The organism is Shimia sp. FJ5 (genome assembly GCF_032918335.1).
In the GTDB taxonomy this organism is placed as follows: Bacteria; Pseudomonadota; Alphaproteobacteria; order Rhodobacterales; family Rhodobacteraceae; genus Shimia; species Shimia aestuarii_A.
The window spans coordinates 144663-164060 of record NZ_JAWJUV010000003.1 but is presented as its reverse complement, the minus strand read 5'-3'; the positions used below and the strand labels follow the sequence as shown (position 1 = coordinate 164060).

Annotated in this window: 20 protein-coding genes; 17 read left to right on the top strand and 3 right to left on the bottom strand. The window is 61.2% G+C overall.

Annotated features, from left to right (window positions below):
* Positions 1-29 precede the first annotated feature (29 nt).
* The 16 genes from secG to R1W01_RS11415 all read left to right on the top strand — a co-directional run bounded on the left by secG (position 30) and on the right by R1W01_RS11415 (position 14778).
* A complete protein-coding gene (gene secG / locus R1W01_RS11490) occupies positions 30-392 on the top strand; it encodes a preprotein translocase subunit SecG (RefSeq protein WP_243612060.1) in 363 nt (120 codons plus the stop codon).
* 220 nt (positions 393-612) lie between these two features.
* Complete coding sequence (locus R1W01_RS11485) at positions 613-2256, top strand: CTP synthase (protein WP_243612061.1); 1644 nt, start codon at positions 613-615, stop codon at positions 2254-2256.
* 64 nt (positions 2257-2320) lie between these two features.
* Positions 2321-3022, top strand: a complete 702-nt coding sequence (locus tag R1W01_RS11480) for a hypothetical protein (protein WP_297756777.1) — start codon at positions 2321-2323, stop codon at positions 3020-3022.
* A gap of 28 nt (positions 3023-3050) precedes the next feature.
* Positions 3051-3344 (top strand): DUF1330 domain-containing protein, encoded by a 294-nt coding sequence (locus tag R1W01_RS11475; RefSeq protein ID WP_243612063.1) that lies wholly within the window; start codon positions 3051-3053, stop codon positions 3342-3344.
* Positions 3344-3763 (top strand): TerB family tellurite resistance protein, encoded by a 420-nt coding sequence (locus tag R1W01_RS11470; RefSeq protein WP_243612064.1) that lies wholly within the window; start codon positions 3344-3346, stop codon positions 3761-3763. Before R1W01_RS11475 ends, R1W01_RS11470 begins: the two co-directional genes overlap by 1 nt.
* 44 nt (positions 3764-3807) lie before the next feature.
* Positions 3808-4248 (top strand): TerB family tellurite resistance protein, encoded by a 441-nt coding sequence (locus tag R1W01_RS11465; protein WP_243612065.1) that lies wholly within the window; start codon positions 3808-3810, stop codon positions 4246-4248.
* The gene (locus R1W01_RS11460; protein ID WP_297756775.1) at positions 4245-4991 is read left to right on the top strand and encodes a phosphate/phosphite/phosphonate ABC transporter substrate-binding protein; all 747 of its coding nucleotides are present in this window, start codon (positions 4245-4247) and stop codon (positions 4989-4991) included. Before R1W01_RS11465 ends, R1W01_RS11460 begins: the two co-directional genes overlap by 4 nt.
* Before the next feature lie 127 nt (positions 4992-5118).
* Positions 5119-5892 (top strand): ABC transporter ATP-binding protein, encoded by a 774-nt coding sequence (locus tag R1W01_RS11455; protein ID WP_243612067.1) that lies wholly within the window; start codon positions 5119-5121, stop codon positions 5890-5892.
* 25 nt (positions 5893-5917) lie between these two features.
* The gene (locus R1W01_RS11450; RefSeq protein WP_297756773.1) at positions 5918-6628 is read left to right on the top strand and encodes a transporter substrate-binding domain-containing protein; all 711 of its coding nucleotides are present in this window, start codon (positions 5918-5920) and stop codon (positions 6626-6628) included.
* A gap of 90 nt (positions 6629-6718) precedes the next feature.
* Entirely contained in the window at positions 6719-7603 is an 885-nt protein-coding gene (locus R1W01_RS11445; protein ID WP_243612069.1) for an ABC transporter permease, read from the top strand.
* Positions 7600-8406: an ABC transporter permease gene (locus R1W01_RS11440; protein ID WP_243612070.1), complete on the top strand. Its 807-nt coding sequence runs from the start codon at positions 7600-7602 to the stop codon at positions 8404-8406. The genes R1W01_RS11445 and R1W01_RS11440 overlap by 4 nt, the downstream gene beginning before the upstream one ends.
* Before the next feature lie 190 nt (positions 8407-8596).
* On the top strand, positions 8597-9913 hold the full coding sequence (locus R1W01_RS11435; RefSeq protein ID WP_297756770.1) for a glutamine synthetase family protein: 1317 nt from the start codon (positions 8597-8599) through the stop codon (positions 9911-9913).
* A 122-nt stretch (positions 9914-10035) separates the two neighbouring features.
* A complete protein-coding gene (locus R1W01_RS11430) occupies positions 10036-10719 on the top strand; it encodes a type 1 glutamine amidotransferase (RefSeq protein WP_297756768.1) in 684 nt (227 codons plus the stop codon).
* Entirely contained in the window at positions 10716-12074 is a 1359-nt protein-coding gene (locus R1W01_RS11425; RefSeq protein WP_297756766.1) for a glutamine synthetase family protein, read from the top strand. The genes R1W01_RS11430 and R1W01_RS11425 overlap by 4 nt, the downstream gene beginning before the upstream one ends.
* A gap of 74 nt (positions 12075-12148) precedes the next feature.
* Positions 12149-13456 (top strand): NAD(P)/FAD-dependent oxidoreductase, encoded by a 1308-nt coding sequence (locus R1W01_RS11420; protein ID WP_297756764.1) that lies wholly within the window; start codon positions 12149-12151, stop codon positions 13454-13456.
* A gap of 101 nt (positions 13457-13557) precedes the next feature.
* Positions 13558-14778: a DegT/DnrJ/EryC1/StrS family aminotransferase gene (locus R1W01_RS11415; RefSeq protein ID WP_297756762.1), complete on the top strand. Its 1221-nt coding sequence runs from the start codon at positions 13558-13560 to the stop codon at positions 14776-14778.
* 79 nt (positions 14779-14857) lie between these two features.
* Here R1W01_RS11415 and phaR read toward each other — a convergent pair whose 3' ends face one another.
* The 3 genes from phaR to R1W01_RS11400 form a co-directional block, all read right to left on the bottom strand.
* Positions 14858-15409 (bottom strand): polyhydroxyalkanoate synthesis repressor PhaR, encoded by a 552-nt coding sequence (phaR, locus tag R1W01_RS11410; protein WP_243612076.1) that lies wholly within the window; start codon positions 15407-15409, stop codon positions 14858-14860.
* Between the two features lie 187 nt (positions 15410-15596).
* A complete protein-coding gene (locus R1W01_RS11405; RefSeq protein ID WP_243612077.1) occupies positions 15597-16040 on the bottom strand; it encodes a phasin family protein in 444 nt (147 codons plus the stop codon).
* A gap of 129 nt (positions 16041-16169) precedes the next feature.
* Positions 16170-17963 (bottom strand): PHA/PHB synthase family protein, encoded by a 1794-nt coding sequence (locus R1W01_RS11400; protein ID WP_243612078.1) that lies wholly within the window; start codon positions 17961-17963, stop codon positions 16170-16172.
* Between the two features lie 108 nt (positions 17964-18071).
* On the opposite strand from R1W01_RS11400, the gene phaZ reads away from it, so the two are divergent.
* Positions 18072-19355 carry a polyhydroxyalkanoate depolymerase gene (gene phaZ, locus R1W01_RS11395; RefSeq protein WP_243612079.1) on the top strand — a complete coding sequence of 428 codons (1284 nt, stop codon included), beginning with the start codon at positions 18072-18074 and terminating at the stop codon, positions 19353-19355.
* Positions 19356-19398 lie beyond the last annotated feature (43 nt).

The window sequence follows — 19398 nt, the reverse complement described above, 5'->3', positions numbered from 1 at the left end:
GCTGAACCAACCGAACGCTGACAGGTCCCATGGAAAACGTCGTCCTTACAATCCATCTCCTCCTCGCGCTGGCGCTGATCGGCGCCGTGCTGATGCAACGCTCGGAAGGCGGTGGCCTTGGTATGGGTGGCGGTGGCGGCGGTGCCGTATCCGGCCGTGGCGCGGCAACCGCGCTTGGCAAACTGACCTGGATTCTTGCCATTGGTTTTATCGCGACCTCGATCACCCTGACCATTCTTGCCGCGCAAAACGCTTCCGGCAGCTCGGTGCTCGATCGTCTGAGCGATCAGCCCGCCGCGGTCGAAGAGACCGAGGACGCACCGGCAAGCGATACGCTTCTGCCGCCAAGCGGCGATGACGCAGACGCGCCGCTGGTGCCGCGCGCCGACTGATCGGCACGTCCAAACCGGTTCATTCGGGTGCGCCTTGCTGCGCACCCTCCCCACCACTGCTTGATTAATCCCTCTGAATCGCAACAGCATCTTGCGGTTCGGTTGCCAAGCCTGTGCGAATCCTGATACACTTAAGTCCCGTGATGCTGCGACAGATTCTGTTTGGAAACTCCTGTCGTGGGCACCTCAGAAAGTTTGAAATCACGGGAGTTGCCGACCCATGGCAAGGTATATTTTCATCACCGGTGGTGTTGTGTCGTCTCTGGGCAAGGGGCTTGCCTCTGCCGCGCTCGGCGCATTGCTGCAGGCCCGCGGCTACACCGTGCGCCTGCGCAAGCTGGACCCCTACCTCAACGTTGACCCCGGCACGATGTCTCCCTTTGAACATGGCGAAGTGTTCGTGACCGATGACGGCGCCGAAACCGATCTCGACCTTGGCCATTACGAACGCTTTACCGGCGTCCCCGCCCGCATGACGGATTCCGTCTCTTCGGGCCGCATCTATTCCAACGTGCTCGAGAAAGAGCGCCGCGGCGATTACCTCGGCAAGACAATCCAGGTCGTTCCGCATGTCACCAACGAAATCAAAGAGTTCATTGATATCGGCGATGACGAGGTCGACTTCATGCTCTGCGAAATCGGCGGGACGGTCGGCGATATCGAGGGCCTGCCCTTCTTCGAAGCGATCCGCCAGTTTTCGCATGACAAACCGCGCGGCCAGTGCATCTTCATGCACCTGACACTTCTGCCCTGGCTTGCGGCCTCGGGCGAATTGAAGACCAAGCCGACCCAGCACTCCGTGAAAGAGCTGCAATCCATCGGGATCGCCCCCGACATTCTCGTGTGCCGCTCGGAACAGCCGATCCCCGAAAAGGAACGCGAGAAAATCGCCCTGTTCTGTAACGTGCGCAAAGAGGCCGTGGTCGCTGCCTATGACCTGAACTCGATCTACGAAGCGCCGCTGGCCTATCATCGTGAAGGCCTCGACCAAGCGGTGCTCGACGCTTTCAACATCGCGCCTGCGCCAAAACCGGACCTGCGCACTTGGGAAGACGTCAACGACCGCATCCACAAGACCGATGGCGAGGTCAATGTCGCCATCGTCGGCAAATATACCCAACTCGAAGATGCCTATAAGTCGATCAAAGAGGCCCTGATCCACGGCGGAATGCACAACCGGGTCAAGGTCAATGTCAAATGGGTCGACGCCGAGGTGTTCGACAAGGAAGACGCCGCGCCTTATCTCGAAGGCTTCGACGCCATCCTCGTGCCCGGCGGCTTTGGCGAGCGCGGCACCGAAGGCAAGATCAAGGCGGCGCAATTCGCCCGCGAGCGCAAGGTGCCTTACCTCGGCATTTGTCTTGGCATGCAGATGGCCGTTATCGAGGCCGCCCGCAATATGGCTGGCATCAAAGATGCAGGCTCTGAGGAGTTTGACCACGAGGCCGGGAAAAAACGTTTCGAACCTGTGGTCTATCACCTCAAGGAATGGGTGCAGGGCAACGCCAAGGTCACCCGCAAGGCCAGCGACGACAAGGGCGGGACGATGCGCCTCGGCGCCTATGACGCCGTGCTCGAAGGCGGGTCCAAAGTGGCCGAGGTCTATGGCAACACCGCCATCGAGGAACGCCACCGCCACCGCTACGAGGTCGACACGACCTACCGCGAAAAGCTCGAAGAGGTCGGTCTCAAGTTCTCCGGCATGAGCCCCGATGGCCGCCTCCCCGAGATCGTCGAATGGCAGGATCACCCGTGGTTCATCGGCGTGCAGTTCCACCCGGAACTGAAATCGAAACCTTTTGATCCGCATCCGCTGTTCAAGGATTTCATCCGCGCCGCCAAGGACAATTCGCGCCTCGTCTGAGGCCCGCGCTCCAACGCCTTTCAAAAGGCGTTGGTCCCTTGGCCAAACGCGCTATCCTCTGCCCATGCGCTTGGCCCTCTTCATCACCTTCTGCCTCTCGGCCCTTCCCTTGCGGGCCGAGATTCGGCCTGTGCCCTACGCTGAGCTCGCCGCGACACTGGGCGCGAGGCAGGATTTCGAGACCCTGCCGCTCCGGCCAGAGCCGGGCTTCAACCTCGATCAGAACATACGCACCCCCGGCCTCACCATCGGCAGCCATTTCGCGGGGCAGCCCCTGATCACGCGCCAAGGCCCCACCGGCGCCTCCCATGACGCCCCTGGCCCCGGCACACCGACCCGCCCCCTCGCGCTGCGCACCGATGCGCCCGGCCAAAACCTCTCCGTGGCCCTTCACCGCGGCTTTGGCTCCAACGCGCTCCTGCCACTCGGCCCTGACGGCTTTGCCCGCCTCTCCGGACGTGGCGAAGGCGCGGTGGCGCTCCTCTTCGATAGCGACCAATCCGCCTTTGGCCTGCGGCTTCATACCGACTACGCCGCCCCCCTCGGTCGCGCCCGCCCCCAAGGCGTCGTCACCCTCGATATCTACGACCGTTCCGGCAAGCAGCTTGCCCGCAACACCCTCCGCCCCGGCCCCGGCATCACCGAGATCGGCTTGCGCACCTCCGATGACCTGCCCCGCATCGCAGGCGTGCTCGTGACAAATCTCGATCCGGGAGGGATTGCCTTGGACGACATCCTCTTCCAAGTTACCCAAAGACTTTACTGAGATTTCTAGAAACGAAGGGAAGACCGCAATGGCCAAGGGGTATTGGATCGGGCGCATCGAAGTGGACGACATCGACACCTACAAAGAGTATGTCAAAGCCAACGCCGCCCCCTTTGCCGAATATGGTGCGCGCTTTCTCGTGCGTGGCGGCACCTATGAGGCCGTCGAGGGCGCGGCCCGGTCGCGCAACGTGGTGATCGAATTTCCCTCTTACAAGGCTGCGCTCGACTGCTACCATTCCGCTGGCTATCAGGCTGCGAAAGCCCTTCGCGACCCGGTGAGCACTGGTGAACTCGTGATCGTGGAAGGGTATGACGCCTGATGTTTGAAAACCTGATTAAGCGCCTGACCGGCACACCGTCGACGCCGCCCCTGCCCGAGCCGGACGAACACCTCGCCCTTGGCGCACTTCTGGTGCGGATCGCAAAATCCGATTCGCACTACCACATTCAGGAAATCTCCGAGATCGACCATATCCTGCAGGAAAGTTTTGATCTGAACGCCGTTGAGGCCGCCAAGATGCGCGCCACCTGCGAACGTCTCGAGGCACAGGCCCCCGGCACGCCGGATTTTGCCCTCTTGATCCGCCAGAACATCGACTATGCCCACCGGCTTTCGATCCTGCCCGCCTTTCGTCGCGTGGTGATCGCAGATGGCGTGCACGTGCAGGCCGAAGAGGACACAGTGCTTGAAATCGAGGACATGCTCGGTATCAAACCCGAAGACCGGATCACGCTTTGAGGAGGTGCCTTGCGCCCATCCGGGCCGGGACGTAAATCAAGACCATGCTTGCAGAGTTCTTCAAACGCCTGACACAGGCCAGCCCCGAAACCGTTTCCCATGACGATGCCCGCCTTGCCCTGACCGCGCTTCTGGTGCGGATTGCGCGCGCCGATGGCGAATATGCCCACGAAGAGGCCGACCAGATCGACCGCGTTTCGCGAGACCGCTACGGCCTGTCACCCTTTGAGGCGACCGAACTGCGCAAACAGGCCGAAGAGGTCGAGGCCAGCGCCCCCGACACCGTCCGCTTTACCCGCGCCATCAAGGACGCCGTGCCCTACGACGACCGGATTGGCGTGATCGAGGCGCTTTGGAAAGTCGTCCTTGCCGATGGCATCCGCGACGCCGAGGAAGACGCGCTGGTGCGCCTCGCCTCAAACCTGCTTGGCATCAATGACCGCGATTCGGCGCTCGCCCGCCAACGCGTGACGCCTGACACATGATCGTTCTGCTCGGGATGTATGACCGCCCCGAGACAGCGGCGGCCAATGATCGGTTCTGGACGGCGATCCGCGCCCGTCTCGGCTATGGCCCCGAGGCTCTGACCCGAGGCTGCGATTTCTGGGAGGCATGGCAATCGCCCGACCTCCTGCTCGCCCAGACCTGTGGATTGCCCTATCGCGCCCGCCTGCATGACAAGGTGACGCTCGTGGCGACCCCTGACTACGGCCTGCCCGGCTGTCCGCCCGGTCATTACAATAGCGTCTTTGTCGCCCATCGCGACGATGCGGGCGCCTCCCTCGCAGAGCTCGCCACCGGCGCGCTCGCCTATAACGAACCGCTCTCACAATCAGGTTGGGCCGCGCCCGAGGCGCATCTGACGGGTCTCGGTCTTGCGCCTGCCGCACTGGTGCAAACCGGCGGTCACCGCGCCTCCGCCGAGGCCGTTGCCAACCGCACCGCCCGCTTTGCCGCGCTCGACGCCCTGACATGGGAATTGATCCGGCGCTATGACGCCTTCGCCGCCGATCTGGTCGAGGTGACACGCACTGCGCCGACGCCCGCCCTGCCCTTCATCACCGCCTCCGCCCGCGACGCCAAAGCTCTTGCCGCCGCGCTTGAGGGGGCCATTGCCGATCTCTCGGACGAAGATCGCGCCACGCTCGGCCTGCGCGGCCTCTGCCGCCTGCCCGCCGCCGACTACCTTGCCCAGCCGATCCCGCCCGCGCCTGTGCATCGCGACTGACCATTCGCACAGCCAAACGCCCATTTCGCCGGAATTCCCCCTGCGTCAGCCGTTTTGCGCATTGCAATCAGCCGTTTTTTCCGTCCTATTGTTCCCCTGAAACTGCCACTGACCCCTGGGATTGCCCTTGCCTGACGACACGCCCGTTCTCGACATCCGTGACCTGCACAAAGCCTATGGTGACCTCGAAGTCATCAAGGGCGTCGACATCACGGCACGCCGTGGCGATGTCGTTTCCCTGATCGGGTCGTCCGGCTCCGGCAAGTCGACCATTCTGCGCTGCGCCAACCTCCTTGAGGATAGCCAAAAGGGCGACATCCTGTTCAAGGGCGAACCGGTGACTTGGAAAGGCACTGGCCATGGCCGCCACCCGGCCGACCCGAAACAGGTTCTGCGCATCCGCACCAATCTTTCCATGGTGTTCCAGCAATTCAATCTCTGGGCCCACATGACGATCCTGCAAAACGTCATGGAAGCACCGCTGACCGTGCTGGGCCGCGACCGCGCCGAGGTCGAACAGGCCGCACGGGGCTATCTCGACAAGGTGGGGATCGGCGACAAATGCGATGTCTACCCTGCCCAGCTTTCGGGCGGACAGCAACAGCGCGCCGCCATCGCCCGTGCACTGTGCATGGAGCCTGAGGCGCTCTTGTTTGACGAGCCGACCTCGGCGCTCGACCCCGAGCTCGAGCAAGAGGTGATCCGCGTCATTAAGGATCTCGCCGCCGAAGGGCGCACCATGATGATCGTCACCCATGATATGAAGATGGCCCATGACGTGTCTGATCACGTCGTGTTCCTGCACCAAGGCAAAATCGAAGAAGAAGGGGCACCGGAAGAGCTGTTCGGAAACCCCAAGACAGAACGCCTGCGCGGGTTCCTTTCCGCAACGGCCCATTAACAACCAACCAAACGGGAGTGTATCAATGAAAAAACTGATCCTGACCACCGCCGCACTGGCGCTGACCGCAGGCTTCGCCGCGGCAGACACCGTGCGCATGGGCACCGAAGGCGCCTATGCACCGTGGAACTTCGTCAACGACGCTGGCGAAATCGACGGCTTCGAGCGTGAACTGGGCGACGAGCTCTGCAAACGCGCCGATCTGACCTGCGAATGGGTCAAGAACGACTGGGATTCGATCATTCCGAACCTCGTCTCGGGCAACTACGACACCATCATCGCCGGCATGTCGATCACCGCAGAGCGCGATGAAGTCATCGACTTCACCCAAGCCTACACCCCGCCGGATCCGTCCGCTTATGTCGCCATGTCGGCTGATGTGGATGTCGAAGGCGGCGTGATCGCGGCACAAGCGACCACCATCCAGGCGGCCTTCATCGCCGAAAAAGGCTGGACGCTGGTCGAATTCGCAACCCCCGATGAAACCGTTGCCGCCGTCAAGAACGGCGAAGCAGACGCGGTTCTCGCCGACAAAAGCTTCCTCGACACCGTGGCAGGCACCGACGGTCTCGTCATGCTCGAACGCATGGAGCAGATCGGCGGCGGCGTCGGCATGGGCGTGCGCGAATCCGATCAAGAGCTCAAAGCCAAGTTTGACGCAGCCATCCAGTCGATGAAAGACGACGGCACGCTCAACGCGCTGATCGCCAAATGGGAAGTCGCTTCCCAGTGGTAAACTGATCCCGCAAAGGGACACCCGGGTCCGCGGCCCCAAAGGCTGCGGACCCTTCTGTCACCGACAGGACCAGACCGGACAGACCCAAGCATGTTTTCCTACTGCGCAGATCCATCGACGCTAGACGGGCTCACGTGGCTGAGTTGCTACCTGACCACGGGCAAGCATATGGGCCTCTATATCTCGGTCGTGACCGTGCTTGTGCTGCTGGCCATCACGGCGCCTGTCGCGCTCCTGTTCGGATTTGCCGGGGCGACCGCGGCCCGCTCGCATATCGCGCCGCTGCGCTGGCTTGGCAAAGGGTACTCCGCAATCGTGCGCGGCGTGCCGGACATCGCCTTCTTCTTGTTTTTCGTCATCGCCCTTGATCAGGGCTTTGAATGGCTGCGCCACAAGGTGCTTTGCTCAGACTGGGATCAACCCGTCCGCCAAGGCAATGACTTCGTGGTCTGCGCCGCGGCCAAGCTGCCGCTCTCGACCTCGCCGCAATGGGTGCATGAAACTTATGGTTTCTTCCTCGCAGTGCTGACCTTCGCCATCGTTTTCGGAGCCTTTGCGGCCAATGTCCTCTTCGGCGCCATGCGCGCCGTGCCACGCGCCCAGATGGAAACCGCCGAAGCCTATGGCATGTCCCAACGCCAGGCGTTCTGGCGCATCATGGTGCCGCAGATGTGGGTCTATGCCCTGCCCGGCCTGTCGAACCTCTGGATGGTGCTGATCAAGGCGACACCGCTCCTCTTCCTCCTCGGAGTTGAAGACATCGTTTATTGGGCGCGTGAACTTGGCGGCACCAAGAACGCGCGCTTTACCGATTACCCGCATGGCGACTGGCGCATGTGGTATTTCCTCGCGCTCCTCGTCTTCTACCTCGCCTTTACCAAGGTCTCCGAAATCGCCCTCGACCGGATCATGAAGAAACTCACCCACGGTCAGGCCACGGCCGCTGGCGAAGCCCAGAGAAAGGCCGCCGCATGAGCTGTTGGGACACGATCGCAGATTACGCGTTTCGCTCGGTCGGCATTGGCGAACGCCTGCTGCCGAAAGAAGACTTTACCCTCTGCCAACAGTTTACCCTGATCGGCTCGGGGATGATCTGGAATATCTACTTCGGCGCGCTCGCGCTCATGGCCGGGTTCTTCTTTGCCACCGCACTGGCGGTCGGGAAATCCTCCGGCAACCGTTGGATCCGCAAACCGGCGGAATGGTTCATCTTCATCTTTCGCGGCTCGCCGCTGTTCATCCAGTTCTTCTTTGCTTACTTCCTGTTCCTCTCCCTGAAACAAGTGGTGCCGTTCTTCTCGCCACTGACCTCCGCCTGGCTCGGCGCGCTGGTGGTGCTGTTCTTCAACACTGCCGCCTATTCCGGCGAGATCTTCTATGGCGCGCTTCTGTCGATCCCCAAGGGCGACCTTGAAGCCGCCGACGCCTACGGCATGTCCGGCTGGGCGCGCTTCCGTCGCATCACCTTCCCCACCATGCTGCGCCTCGCATGGCCCGCCTACACCAACGAAGCGATCTTCCTCTTCCACGCGACGACGCTGGTGTTCTTCTCTGGCTTCCCGGCATGGCGGCAAAAGGGCGACGCGCTCTACTACGCGAACTACTTCGCCGACAAGACGTTCAACCCCTTCATCCCCTACCCGATCCTCGCAGGCTATTTCATCCTGCTGACGCTCTGCATCGTCGGCCTGTTCGGTCTCGCCAATCGGCACCTGAACCGCCACCTGCCCTCGAACGCTCGCCGGCGGGTCAAGCTGCGCCCGAACCTCATCCGCTGAGGCGTTGCCCCCCGGTTTCCGTGAAATTTTCGGGCCGAATTATTTCAAAGCGATCGCGCACCGACGCAATACCGACGTGATACCGACGCGATGCAGATGTGCCATTTTCGGCCCTCTCGACACAAAGGGCTGGACAATTGAAGGCATGACGGGAATATTTTGATCAAATTTTCCGACCCACGGGTGACCAATGGATCTGGACCAGTTCCCAACGCTGCGCGTCGGCGCGGCTGATCTCAACGGACAGTTGCGCGGCAAGCGCATCCCCGCGTCCAACGCGGACAAGCTCGCCAAGGGCGCAGTGCGCATGCCCCTTTCCGCCCTCAACGTCGATATCTGGGGCGCCGATATCGAGGACTCGCCGCTTGTCTTCGAGACCGGCGATGCCGATGGCATCCTCGTCCCGACCGAGCGCGGCCCCGTCCGCATGCCGTGGCTGAACTCCCCCTCGGCCCTTGTTCTCATGACCATGAAGACCGACGATGGCGCGCCGTTCCTCGGCGACCCCCGCGCCGCTCTGGCCGATGTGCTGTCGCGCTATAGCGCCCGTGGCTGGACCGTCATGGCCGCGACTGAGATGGAGTTCTCCCTCGTCGACGATAGTGACAAGGTGCTGCGCCCGCCCCGTGATCCGCGCTCCAAACGCCGCCTCTTCGGCCCCGACATCCTCTCGATTGACGAGCTCGACGCCTTTGAGGACTTCTTCACCGACCTCTACGAGGGCTGCCGCAAGATGTCCCTCGCGGTGCAGACGATCACCAACGAAGCGGGCCTTGGTCAGTTCGAAGTGACCCTCACCCATCAAGAGGCCATGCGCGCCGCCGATGACGCGCTCTTGTTCAAACTCCTCGTGCGCGGCCTTGCGCGTAAGCACAACATGGCCGCGACCTTCATGGCCAAACCCTATGCCGAAGACGCCGGGAACGGCATGCATGTGCATTTCTCGGTGGTCGATGAAGACGGCAAGAACGTCTTTGACAATGGCGGCCCTGAAGGCACCGAGACGCTGATGCAGGCGGTCGCGGGCTGCGTCGCCGCCATGCCCGCCTCGACCCTGATCTTCGCGCCGCACGGGCCAAGCTATGACCGCCTCGTACCCGGCTCCCATGCGCCCACCGGCGCGGCATGGGCCTATGAGAACCGCACCGTGGCGATCCGTATTCCCGGCGGCCCACCCGCCGCGCGCCGCATCGAACACCGCGTCGCGGGCGGTGACATCAACCCCTACCTGATGCTCGCCGCCGTGCTTGGCGCAGCGATGGAAGGCATCGAAGAAAGCCTGACCCCGCCGCCGCCCATCGACGGCAACGCCTATGAGCACGACTTGCCGCAACTTGCCCCGACATGGGCCGAGGCGATCGACCTCTTCGAGAGCGATCCCTTCATCGCCCGCTGTCTGCCGCGTATGTTGATCCGCAACCTCGTGATGACCAAGCGGCAGGAGTTGCGCAACCTCGCCGATGTGCCGCGCCGGGATCGCTGGAAGCTCTACCTCGAAAGGGTCTGAGCGCCCCACGCGGCCCACGCAGGGCTGCGTGCGGGACACGGCTAGCGGCGGGACAAGCGGTCCCCCTTGCCGGAAACGATTCGCTCGGCTACCTTAAATTTGATCAAAAAATCGGTGACGTCATGAAAATCGGCATCCTCCAAACCGGCCATGCCCCCGACGACCTCAAACCCGTCCTCGGCGACTACACAGATATGTTCCAAGATTTGCTGCATGGACAAGGGTTTAGCTTCGAAACCTACAGTGTTGTGGACAACGATTTTCCCGATAACGCGCGTGCCGCGGATGGCTGGCTCATCACCGGCTCCAAACACGGCGCCTACGAGGATCACCCTTGGATTCCCCCCCTCGAAGACCTCATCCGCGAGATCGCGGACTCGGGCCGCCCCTTGATCGGTGTCTGCTTCGGCCATCAGATCATCGCCCAAGCGCTTGGCGGCAAGGTCGAGAAATACCCCGGCGGCTGGGCCGTGGGCTACCAGACCTATGACTTCGGCGGCGCACCGCTCGCCTTTAACGCCTGGCATCAGGATCAGGTCACCGAACGCCCCGAAGGCGCCATCGTGTTGGCCTCCAACGACTTTTGCGAGAACGCCGCCCTGCTCTATGGCGACCAGATCCTCACAGTGCAGCCGCACCCCGAATTCGACGCCGCCTTTATCGCCGGCCTGATCGAGACTCGTGGACGCGGCAACGTGCCCGACGACCTGCTCGACGCCGCAGCGAACAACCTCGACAAACCCACGGCAAGCGAAAGCTTTGCCGACCAGATGGCGGATTTCTTCCGCAAGGAGCGCACAGCATGAGTGACTGGCTCAAGACCGCACCCGAGGCCGCCCGCGAATATCTCGAAGGCCGCCGGCTCGACGAGGTGGAGTGCATCATCGGTGATCTTCCCGGCATTGCGCGCGGCAAGGCCGTCCCGGCCAAGAAATTCGAACGTCAGGACTATTTCCACCTGCCCGACTCAATCTTCTACCAAACGATCACCGGCGGCTGGGGCGAGGCTGCGGGCGATGACGGGTTCATCGAGAAAGACATGGTGCTGCGCCCCGATATGAACACGACAACCGCCGCACCGTGGACCGGCGACTGGACGCTTCAGGTCATCCATGACGCCTATGATACCAAGGGCGATCCGATCCCCTATAGCCCGCGCAACGTTCTCAAACGCGTGGTCGATCTCTACCGCGCCAAGGGCTGGGAACCTGTCGTCGCACCAGAGATGGAGTTCTACCTCGTCGCGCGCAATATCGACCCCGCCAAGGCGATCGAGCCGATGATGGGACGCTCGGGGCGCCCCGCCGCCGCGCGACAGGCCTATTCCATGACCGCCGTGGACGAATTCGGCCCGGTGATCGACGACATCTATGATTTCGCCGAAGCACAAGGCTTTGAAATCGACGGCATCACTCAGGAAGGCGGCGCGGGCCAGCTCGAGATCAACCTCCTGCACGGCGACCCGGTGAAACTCGCCGACGAGGTGTTCTACTTCAAACGCCTGATCCGCGAAGCCGCGCTGCGCCATGATTGCTATGCGACCTTCATGGCCAAGCCGATTGAGGACGAACCCGGTAGTGCCATGCACGTGCACCATTCGATCCTCGATATCGAGACTGGCGAGAATATCTTCTCCGGTCCGCAAGGCGGCGAAACGGATGCGTTCTTCCATTTCATCGCCGGCCTGCAAAATCACCTACCCTCGGCCATCGCTATGCTCGCGCCCTATGTGAACTCCTATCGCCGCTATGTGCGCGACCACGCCGCGCCGATCAATCTCGAATGGGCGCGCGACAACCGCACGACGGGGATCCGCATTCCGATCTCGTCGCCCAAGGCGCGCCGGGTCGAGAACCGCCTCGCAGGCATGGACTGCAACCCTTATCTCGGTATCGCGGCCTCGCTGGCCTGTGGCTATCTCGGTCTCATCGAACAGGAGCGCCCGACCGCCCAATTCAAGGGCGACGCCTATGACGGCGAAGAGGCGATTCCGCGTATCCTTGGTGGCGCGCTTGATGTCTTTGACGAGGCCGAAAAGCTGCACGAGGTGCTCGGCCCGGAATTCGCCCGCGTCTATTCCATCGTGAAACGCACGGAATATGAGGAATTCCTCTCCGTGATCTCACCGTGGGAACGTGAGCACCTGTTGCTCAACGTCTGACCTCGGACGGGCGCGGCCTGCGCCCGCTGCCTTCGGCACGAGTATTTGGCCAAGATGAAGACGAAAGCGCCGCAATGAACCTCCTTTATGCCAATGATAAGAAAGGGGAATATCCCCAAAGCTGGTACGCGGCGACTGTTGATCCGCTCGCCCCATTCGAAGAGCTGCGCGGCGAGACAAAGGCTGATGTCTGTGTCATCGGCGCGGGCTATACCGGGCTTTCGACGGCGCTCCATCTGGCCGAGCGCGGCTATGATGTCGCCCTGCTCGAGGCGCATCGCGTCGGCTTTGGCGCCTCGGGGCGCAATGGCGGCCAGCTTGGCTCGGGCCAGCGCATGGAACAGGAGGGGCTCGAAACGCTCGTCGGCAAGGACGACGCGCTCAAGCTCTGGCAGCTCGCAGAAGAGGCCAAAGACGTCACTAAGGGCCTCATCGCCAAGCACGACATCGCCTGTCACCTGAAGCCGGGCGTCGCGCATGCCTGTTTCAACGCCCGCGAAGTTCGGCATGAACACGCCTATGTCGACCATCTTCAGGACCGCTACGGCTATGACCAGATCGAGGCGCTCGACCATGACGCGCTTCAGGCGATCTGCCCTTCTCCGAAATATGTCGGCGGTTCGCTCGATATGGGCGCGGGCCATCTGCACCCACTCGCCTATGCGCTCGGTCTTGCCCGCGCCGCCAAGGCCGCCGGGGTGCGCGTCTTTGAAAACACCCATGTTCACCATATCGACAAGGGCCCCCGCCCGACCGTGCGCACCGACAAGGGCCGGGTGAGCGCCGAGCACGTCGTGCTTGCCTGCAACGGCTATCTCGGCACGCTTGATCGCAAGGTCGCGGCGCGGGTCATGCCGATCAACAACTATATCGCCGCGACCCGGCCACTTGCCGAAGACGAGCTGCAAACCGTGCTGCGGCGGGACGTGGCCATCGCCGATTCCAAATTTGTGATCAACTACTTCCGCCTCAGCCACGACAACCGCCTCCTGTTTGGTGGCGGCGAGAGCTATGGCTATCGCTTCCCCTCGGACATCGCCGCGCTGGTGCGCAAACCGATGACCGAGATCTACCCCCAGCTCGCCAATATCGAGATCGACTATGCCTGGGGCGGCACCCTCGGGATCACCATGAAGCGGATGCCGGTCTTTGCCCGGCTCGCCCCGAATATCCTCTCGGCTTCGGGCTATTCCGGCCATGGCGTCGGTACCGCAACCCATGCGGGCCGTCTTGTGGCCGAGGCCATCGCCGGGCAGAGCGAAGGCTTTGACATCATGTCCCGCGTCCCGGCGCCGCCCTTCCCCGGTGGCGGCATGTTCCGCACCCCACTTCTCGCCATGGCGATGACATGGTTTGCCCTGCGCGACCGCCTCGGCATCTGATCTGTTACCGAAAATTCACGAAGGGGCGCCCCTCGGCCACTGGCTTTATTTCGGCTTTTGTTTTATAAATTTCACAACTCGAATTAAGAAATGTGAAAACTATGACCTTGCCGCCGAACGTATATGACGCCGAACCCATCCCGCCTTCCGCGCGCGAAGAGATCGACCGCCTTCTGCAATCGGGCGACCTGTTCCGCTATACCGCGCCGGAAAACGCGCCTGTTTCGCTTCTCGAGGCAGAGTTTGCCAAGATGATGGGCGCCAAATACGCGCTCGCTGTGTCTTCCTGTTCCGCCGCGCTTTTCCTGTCGCTCAAGGCGCTGAACCTTCCGCGCGATGCCCGCGTGCTGATCCCCGGCTTTACCTTCGCCGCCGTGCCGTCCTCGGTCGTACATGCCGATTGCACACCGGTGCTTTGCGAAGTGGGCGAGAATTACCGCATCGACATCGCCGATTTCGAACGCCGCCTCGACGACGACATTTCCGCCGTCATCATCAGTCATATGCGCGGCCATACCTCGGACATGGACGCGATCATGGCGCTCTGCAACGCGCGCGATATCCCCGTGATCGAAGACGCCGCCCATAGCCTCGGCACCGAATGGCACGGCCAGAAGATCGGCACCATCGGCGCCATCGGCTGTTTCTCCTTTCAATCCTACAAGCTGGTGAATGCGGGCGAAGGCGGCATCCTGATCACCGACGACGCCGATCTCGTCGCACGCGCCGTCATCATGTCGGGCGCCTACGAACACACCTGGCAGAAGCATAAAGCCCCGGAAGGCGACAACACCGGCGCGCTCGAATTGGCCTTTGCCCGTTGGCAGAACATGCTGCCGCTCTACAACCTGCGCCTCAACAACATGTCGGCAGCGATGATCCGTCCGCAGCTTCTCGAGGTGCCGCGCCGCGTGCGCGATGGCCGTGCCAATCATGACTACGTGGCGGGCCTTTTGAACGCCTCGCCCTGGCTCACCGTGCCGGAAAAGCTCGCCCCGGAAGAGCGCGCGCCAGATTCGATCCAGTTCAACATCGTCAACATGGATGACGATCAGGTTCTCGCCTTCCAAGCCGCCGCCAACGCGCGTGGTGTCAAGGTGCAGGTCTTTGGTCGCTCAACCGACAATGCCCGCGCCTTCTGGAATTGGCAATTCATCAAGGATCTGCCGGAATTGCCAAAGACCCGCGCCATGCTGATGAACGCCTGTGACGTGCGCCTGCCCGCGCGGCTTACGAAAGACGAGCTCGACATTATCGCGGGCGCTCTGACCGGTGCTGCCGAAGACGTCATGACCCCGCAACAGGCCGCCTACGGCACCTGAGCCATCGTCAAATCAAAGAGAAAAGGCGCCCGCATCCGCGAGGCGCCTTTTTCGTGCTCCGACCCTTTCGGGCCAAAGATCACTTCATCTTGTTGAGCTTCGATTGCAACTCCGCGAGTTGCTTCTTAATCTCGTCGAGATCCTCGCCCTCTTCGGACGCATCCTCGCTCTCACCGGGCGTCGTGCTCCCCGCGGTCCAGGGGTTGATACCCCCGGTCATCGCCTTGAGGAATGCCTCTTGCTGGGCCTGCATGGCCTCGAGCCCGGGCACTTTCATACCACCGCCCATGCTCTCCATGACCTTCTCCTGGCTCTCGCGCAGCATGTCAAAGGAGGTCTGAAGGAACTGCGGCACCATGCTGGTGGCCTGCGTCGTGTAGGCGCGCACCAGATCGTTGAGCACATTGACTGGAAGCACGTTTTCACCGCGGCTCTCATGCTCGGCGATGATCTGCAGCAGGTATTGCCGCGTCAGGTCATCCCCGGTCTTCAGGTCCACGATCTGAACTTCGCGTCCATCGCGGATGAAATTCGCGATATCCTCAAGCGTGACGTAATCGCTGGTCTCGGTGTTGTAGAGCCGGCGGCTCGCATATCGTTTGATAAGAAGCGGTTTCTTGTCGTCGGCCACAATCATCTCCCCAATTTCTTGCGCGATGCAGAAAACCTTATGCGACTGCAGCGAAAACACAAACAAAAACACGCAAGGCGTTGGCCCATAGGGCGCGCAATTCCAAAAAAATAGGGCGAGCCAATGGCTCGCCCTCGCGCTCGGCACCGGACAGGGAGGAGAGTGGTGCCGATATATTCGCGCGCGATTACTTCGCGGTTGCCTTCTTGGCAGCCGAAGTCACCTCGTCGGTGGCTTTCTTGACAGCGGCGGTTGCCTCTTCGGTGGCGTCTTTGCCGGCAGCCATCAGAAGTTCGACGGTTTCCATCTGAACTTTCTTCGCGACTTCAGCGAAAGCGGCCATGTTCTCGGCGGCAACTTCTGCCTGAGCCGAAGCGAAATCGGTCATTGCCTTGGCGTAGTCGGCCGGCTCGTCCTTGGCTTTCGCCATGTCGGAGAGCTTGGAAATGGTTTCTTTGGTCCACTTCGAGGAGATTTCCGAAGATTTCTCTGCAGCTTCGAGAGCGACCGAGGTCAGCTTTTCGTTCATGGACGCGGTGTTCTTGAACGCGTCTTCCATTGCCGAAGTGTCGACCGGGAATGCGCCCATCATGTCTTTGAGCATCGTGTTGAGATCTTGAGTCTTAGCCATCTTACAGTTCCTTTCGGATGTGCGGGCCAACCCCGCGTTTCATTTTCTGGGAACAATATGCTTTCTGCGGTGCAGCATTTCAAGTATTTTTTGCTGCACCGCAGCATATTTTCAGAATGTCTAGTGATTTCAGCGCGTTGCCGTGACCTTCACGTAGGTTCCGGGGGCATCGCAGAGCACGGGATGCTCCGAATCACCTGGATTTCGCGCTGGAACCATCTTGCCAGAGCGAGATGACAGCCACGTGTCCCACCGCGGCCACCAAGAGCCTTCAGTGAACTTCGCGCCGTCCATCCATTCCTCCGCCGTGCCGCTCACATCCTTATTGGTGTAGTGGCCGTATTTCTTCTTGCTCGGCGGATTGACGATCCCGGCGATATGCCCGGATTGCGAAACGATGAAGGTGCGGTTCTTGCTGCCGGTCTGCTGGAAGCCGCGATAACAATCCTTCCAGCGCGCGATGTGATCGGTCTCACAGGTGACTGAACAGAGCGGCAATTCCACATCCGAAATATGCAGCCGTTCGCCGCAAAGCTCGATCCCGTCGGTGACGAATTGGTTCTGCTGGCAAAGCTGGCGGAGGTATTCATGCGCCATACGCCCCGGCAAGCCTGATCCATCGCCGTTCCAATAAAGAAGATCGAATGCGGGCGGAGCCTCGCCCATCATGTAGCTCTTGATCGCCGGGCCATAGATCAGGTCATTAGAACGCAGGAACGAAAACGTCCGCTGCATGATGAAAGACCGCAGTATGCCCTCTTCCGAAATCTCCTCGTCGATCCCGTCGATGAAGTCGTCCTGCAGGAACGGCGTAAACTCCCCCTGATCCGAGAAATCGGTGAGCGTCGTGAAAAAGGTCGCCGATTTGACCGACTTGTCCTTGCGATGCTTCATCAGCGAAAGCGTCAGGTGAAGCGTCGTGCCCGCGATGCAATAGCCCACCGCGTTGACCTGCTTCTCGCCGGTGATCTTCTTCACCTCGTCGATCGCGGTAAGGAACCCGTCCTCGATATAGTCTTCCATCCCGACATCCGAATAGGATCGGTCCGGGTTGATCCAACTGACGATGAACACGGTATAGCCCTGCTCCACCAGCCATTTGATCATGCTGTTCTGTGCCTTGAGATCGAGGATGTAATACTTGTTGATCCACGGCGGGAAGATAATGAGCGGCGTCGCGTGGACCTCGTCGGTCGTCGGCGTGAACTGCAAGAGCTCGAACATGCGATTGCGGAAGACGACCTTGCCGGGCGTCGTGGCGATATTGCCGCCAATCTCGAACGCGTTCTCGTCCGAGAGCCGCACCAGTAGCTCGCCATTATTCGCCTCGAGATCGGTAATCAGGTTCTCGAGACCGCGCACAAGCGATTCGCCGTCCGTCTCGATCGCCTTCTCGATCACATCCGGGTTGAGGCCGAGGAAATTGGTCGGCGACATCATGTCGATGATCTGCTGCGAGAAATACTCGAGCCGATGCCGGTCCTTGTCGGCAAGCCCCTCCACATCCTTGACCGCGGTGCGAATGGCCTCGGCGTTGCGCATGTATTGCTGCTTGATGAAATTGAAATAGGGATGCGTCTGCCAAAGCGGATTGGAAAAACGCCGGTCCGACGGCGTTTCATCCGGGGCCGCCTCGAGCTTGCCCTGAAGCAACATATGCTGCGCTTCAACGAAATGTTTGACGGATTTCGTCCAGAAATCGAGCTGATGCTCAATCAACTGGCCGGGATTGTGGTTCAACGATTGCATATAAGCGTTGGCGGCATTGACGAAGACTTCTTCGTCCGGGGCGTTGAGATCGCGGCGCAGCGGTTTGTGGTGCGACATGACCTCGGAAAGTCGTTTCGACAACTCCTCCACGCGCGCCAGGTTCTCGTTCAGCGCGTCCAGATTGGCGTCTGAGTTATTCTCTTTTGTTGTCATATTCAAAAAATAGCCCTATCCTCGCTGCTACGCAGCATAACAAAGGCCCTCCTCAGGGCTCCCCGCTCCCGCATCAATTACCGTAGACGGGATAATCAGGAGACGCAAATGCGCTATATGGCGACGTACGACTTGATGGAAACGGCTCGGAACACGAACCAATGGTTGGGCGCGTCCGCCGCCGCCATGGCCTCTTACCCGGCCTTCGCGCTTGTGCCCAATCCCGCGCTTCAATGGATGCGCGCATGGGGCGAAGTGACCGAGCGCACGTTCCAACGCATGGTCGTCAAACCCGACTGGGGCATTCACTCTGTGACGTGTGAGGATGGCCGCGACCACCTCGTGCAGATCGAAACCGTGGTCGAACGTGACTTTGGCGACCTGATCCATTTCGCCGTTCAGGGCCGCAAACGCCGCAAGCGTCAGGTGCTCCTCGTGGCACCGATGTCCGGCCACTACGCAACATTGCTGCGCTCTACGGTCCTGTCGCTCCTGCCCGATTGCGAGGTCTACATCACCGACTGGCATAACGCGCGCGACATCCCCGTTTCCGCTGGCAAGTTCGATGTCGAAGACTACACACTCTACCTTGTCGATTTCATGAAAGAGCTTGGCCCCGACACCCATGTGATCGCCGTGTGCCAGCCCGCGCCGCTGACCCTTGCCGCAACGGCCTATCTCGCCGAGGAAGATCCCGAGGCGCAGCCGCGCTCTCTGACGCTCATCGGCGGCCCGATCAACCCCGATGCCGTCGCCACCGAAGTGACGGACTTCGGCAACCGCGTCACCATGGGCCAGCTTGAGGAAACCGCGATCCAGCGTGTGGGCTTCAAATATCCCGGCGTCGGCCGCCTCGTCTATCCCGGCCTGCTACAGCTTTCGTCCTTCATGTCGATGAATGCCGACCGCCACGGCAAAGCCTTCCGCGACCAGATCATGCGCGTGACTCGCGGCGAGGCCTCTGATCATGACGCCCACAACCGTTTCTACGACGAATACCTCGCCGTGATGGATATGACGGCGGAATTCTACCTCACAACCGTCGACCGCATTTTCAAGAAGTGTGAGATTGCCAAGAACGAATTCATCGTCGCGGGCCGCAAGGTCGATATCGGCAAGATCACGACCGTCGCAGTCAAGACCGTCGAAGGCGATAAGGACGACATCACGGCCCCCGGTCAGTGTATCGCCGCGCTCGACCTCTGCACCGGCCTGCCAGACGAGAAAAAGGCGAGCCACGTGGAACCGGGCGCAGGCCACTACGGTATTTTCGCCGGCAAAAGCTGGCGCAACAATATCCGTCCGCTGGTGCTCGAATTCATTGACGCCAACGCCGAGGCCCCCAAGGCCAAAGCCGCCGCGAAACCGGCCAACAAGAATAGCGCCGCCTGATTGCACCGCACGCTTTCATGATGAAACGGAGCCTTTCGGGGCT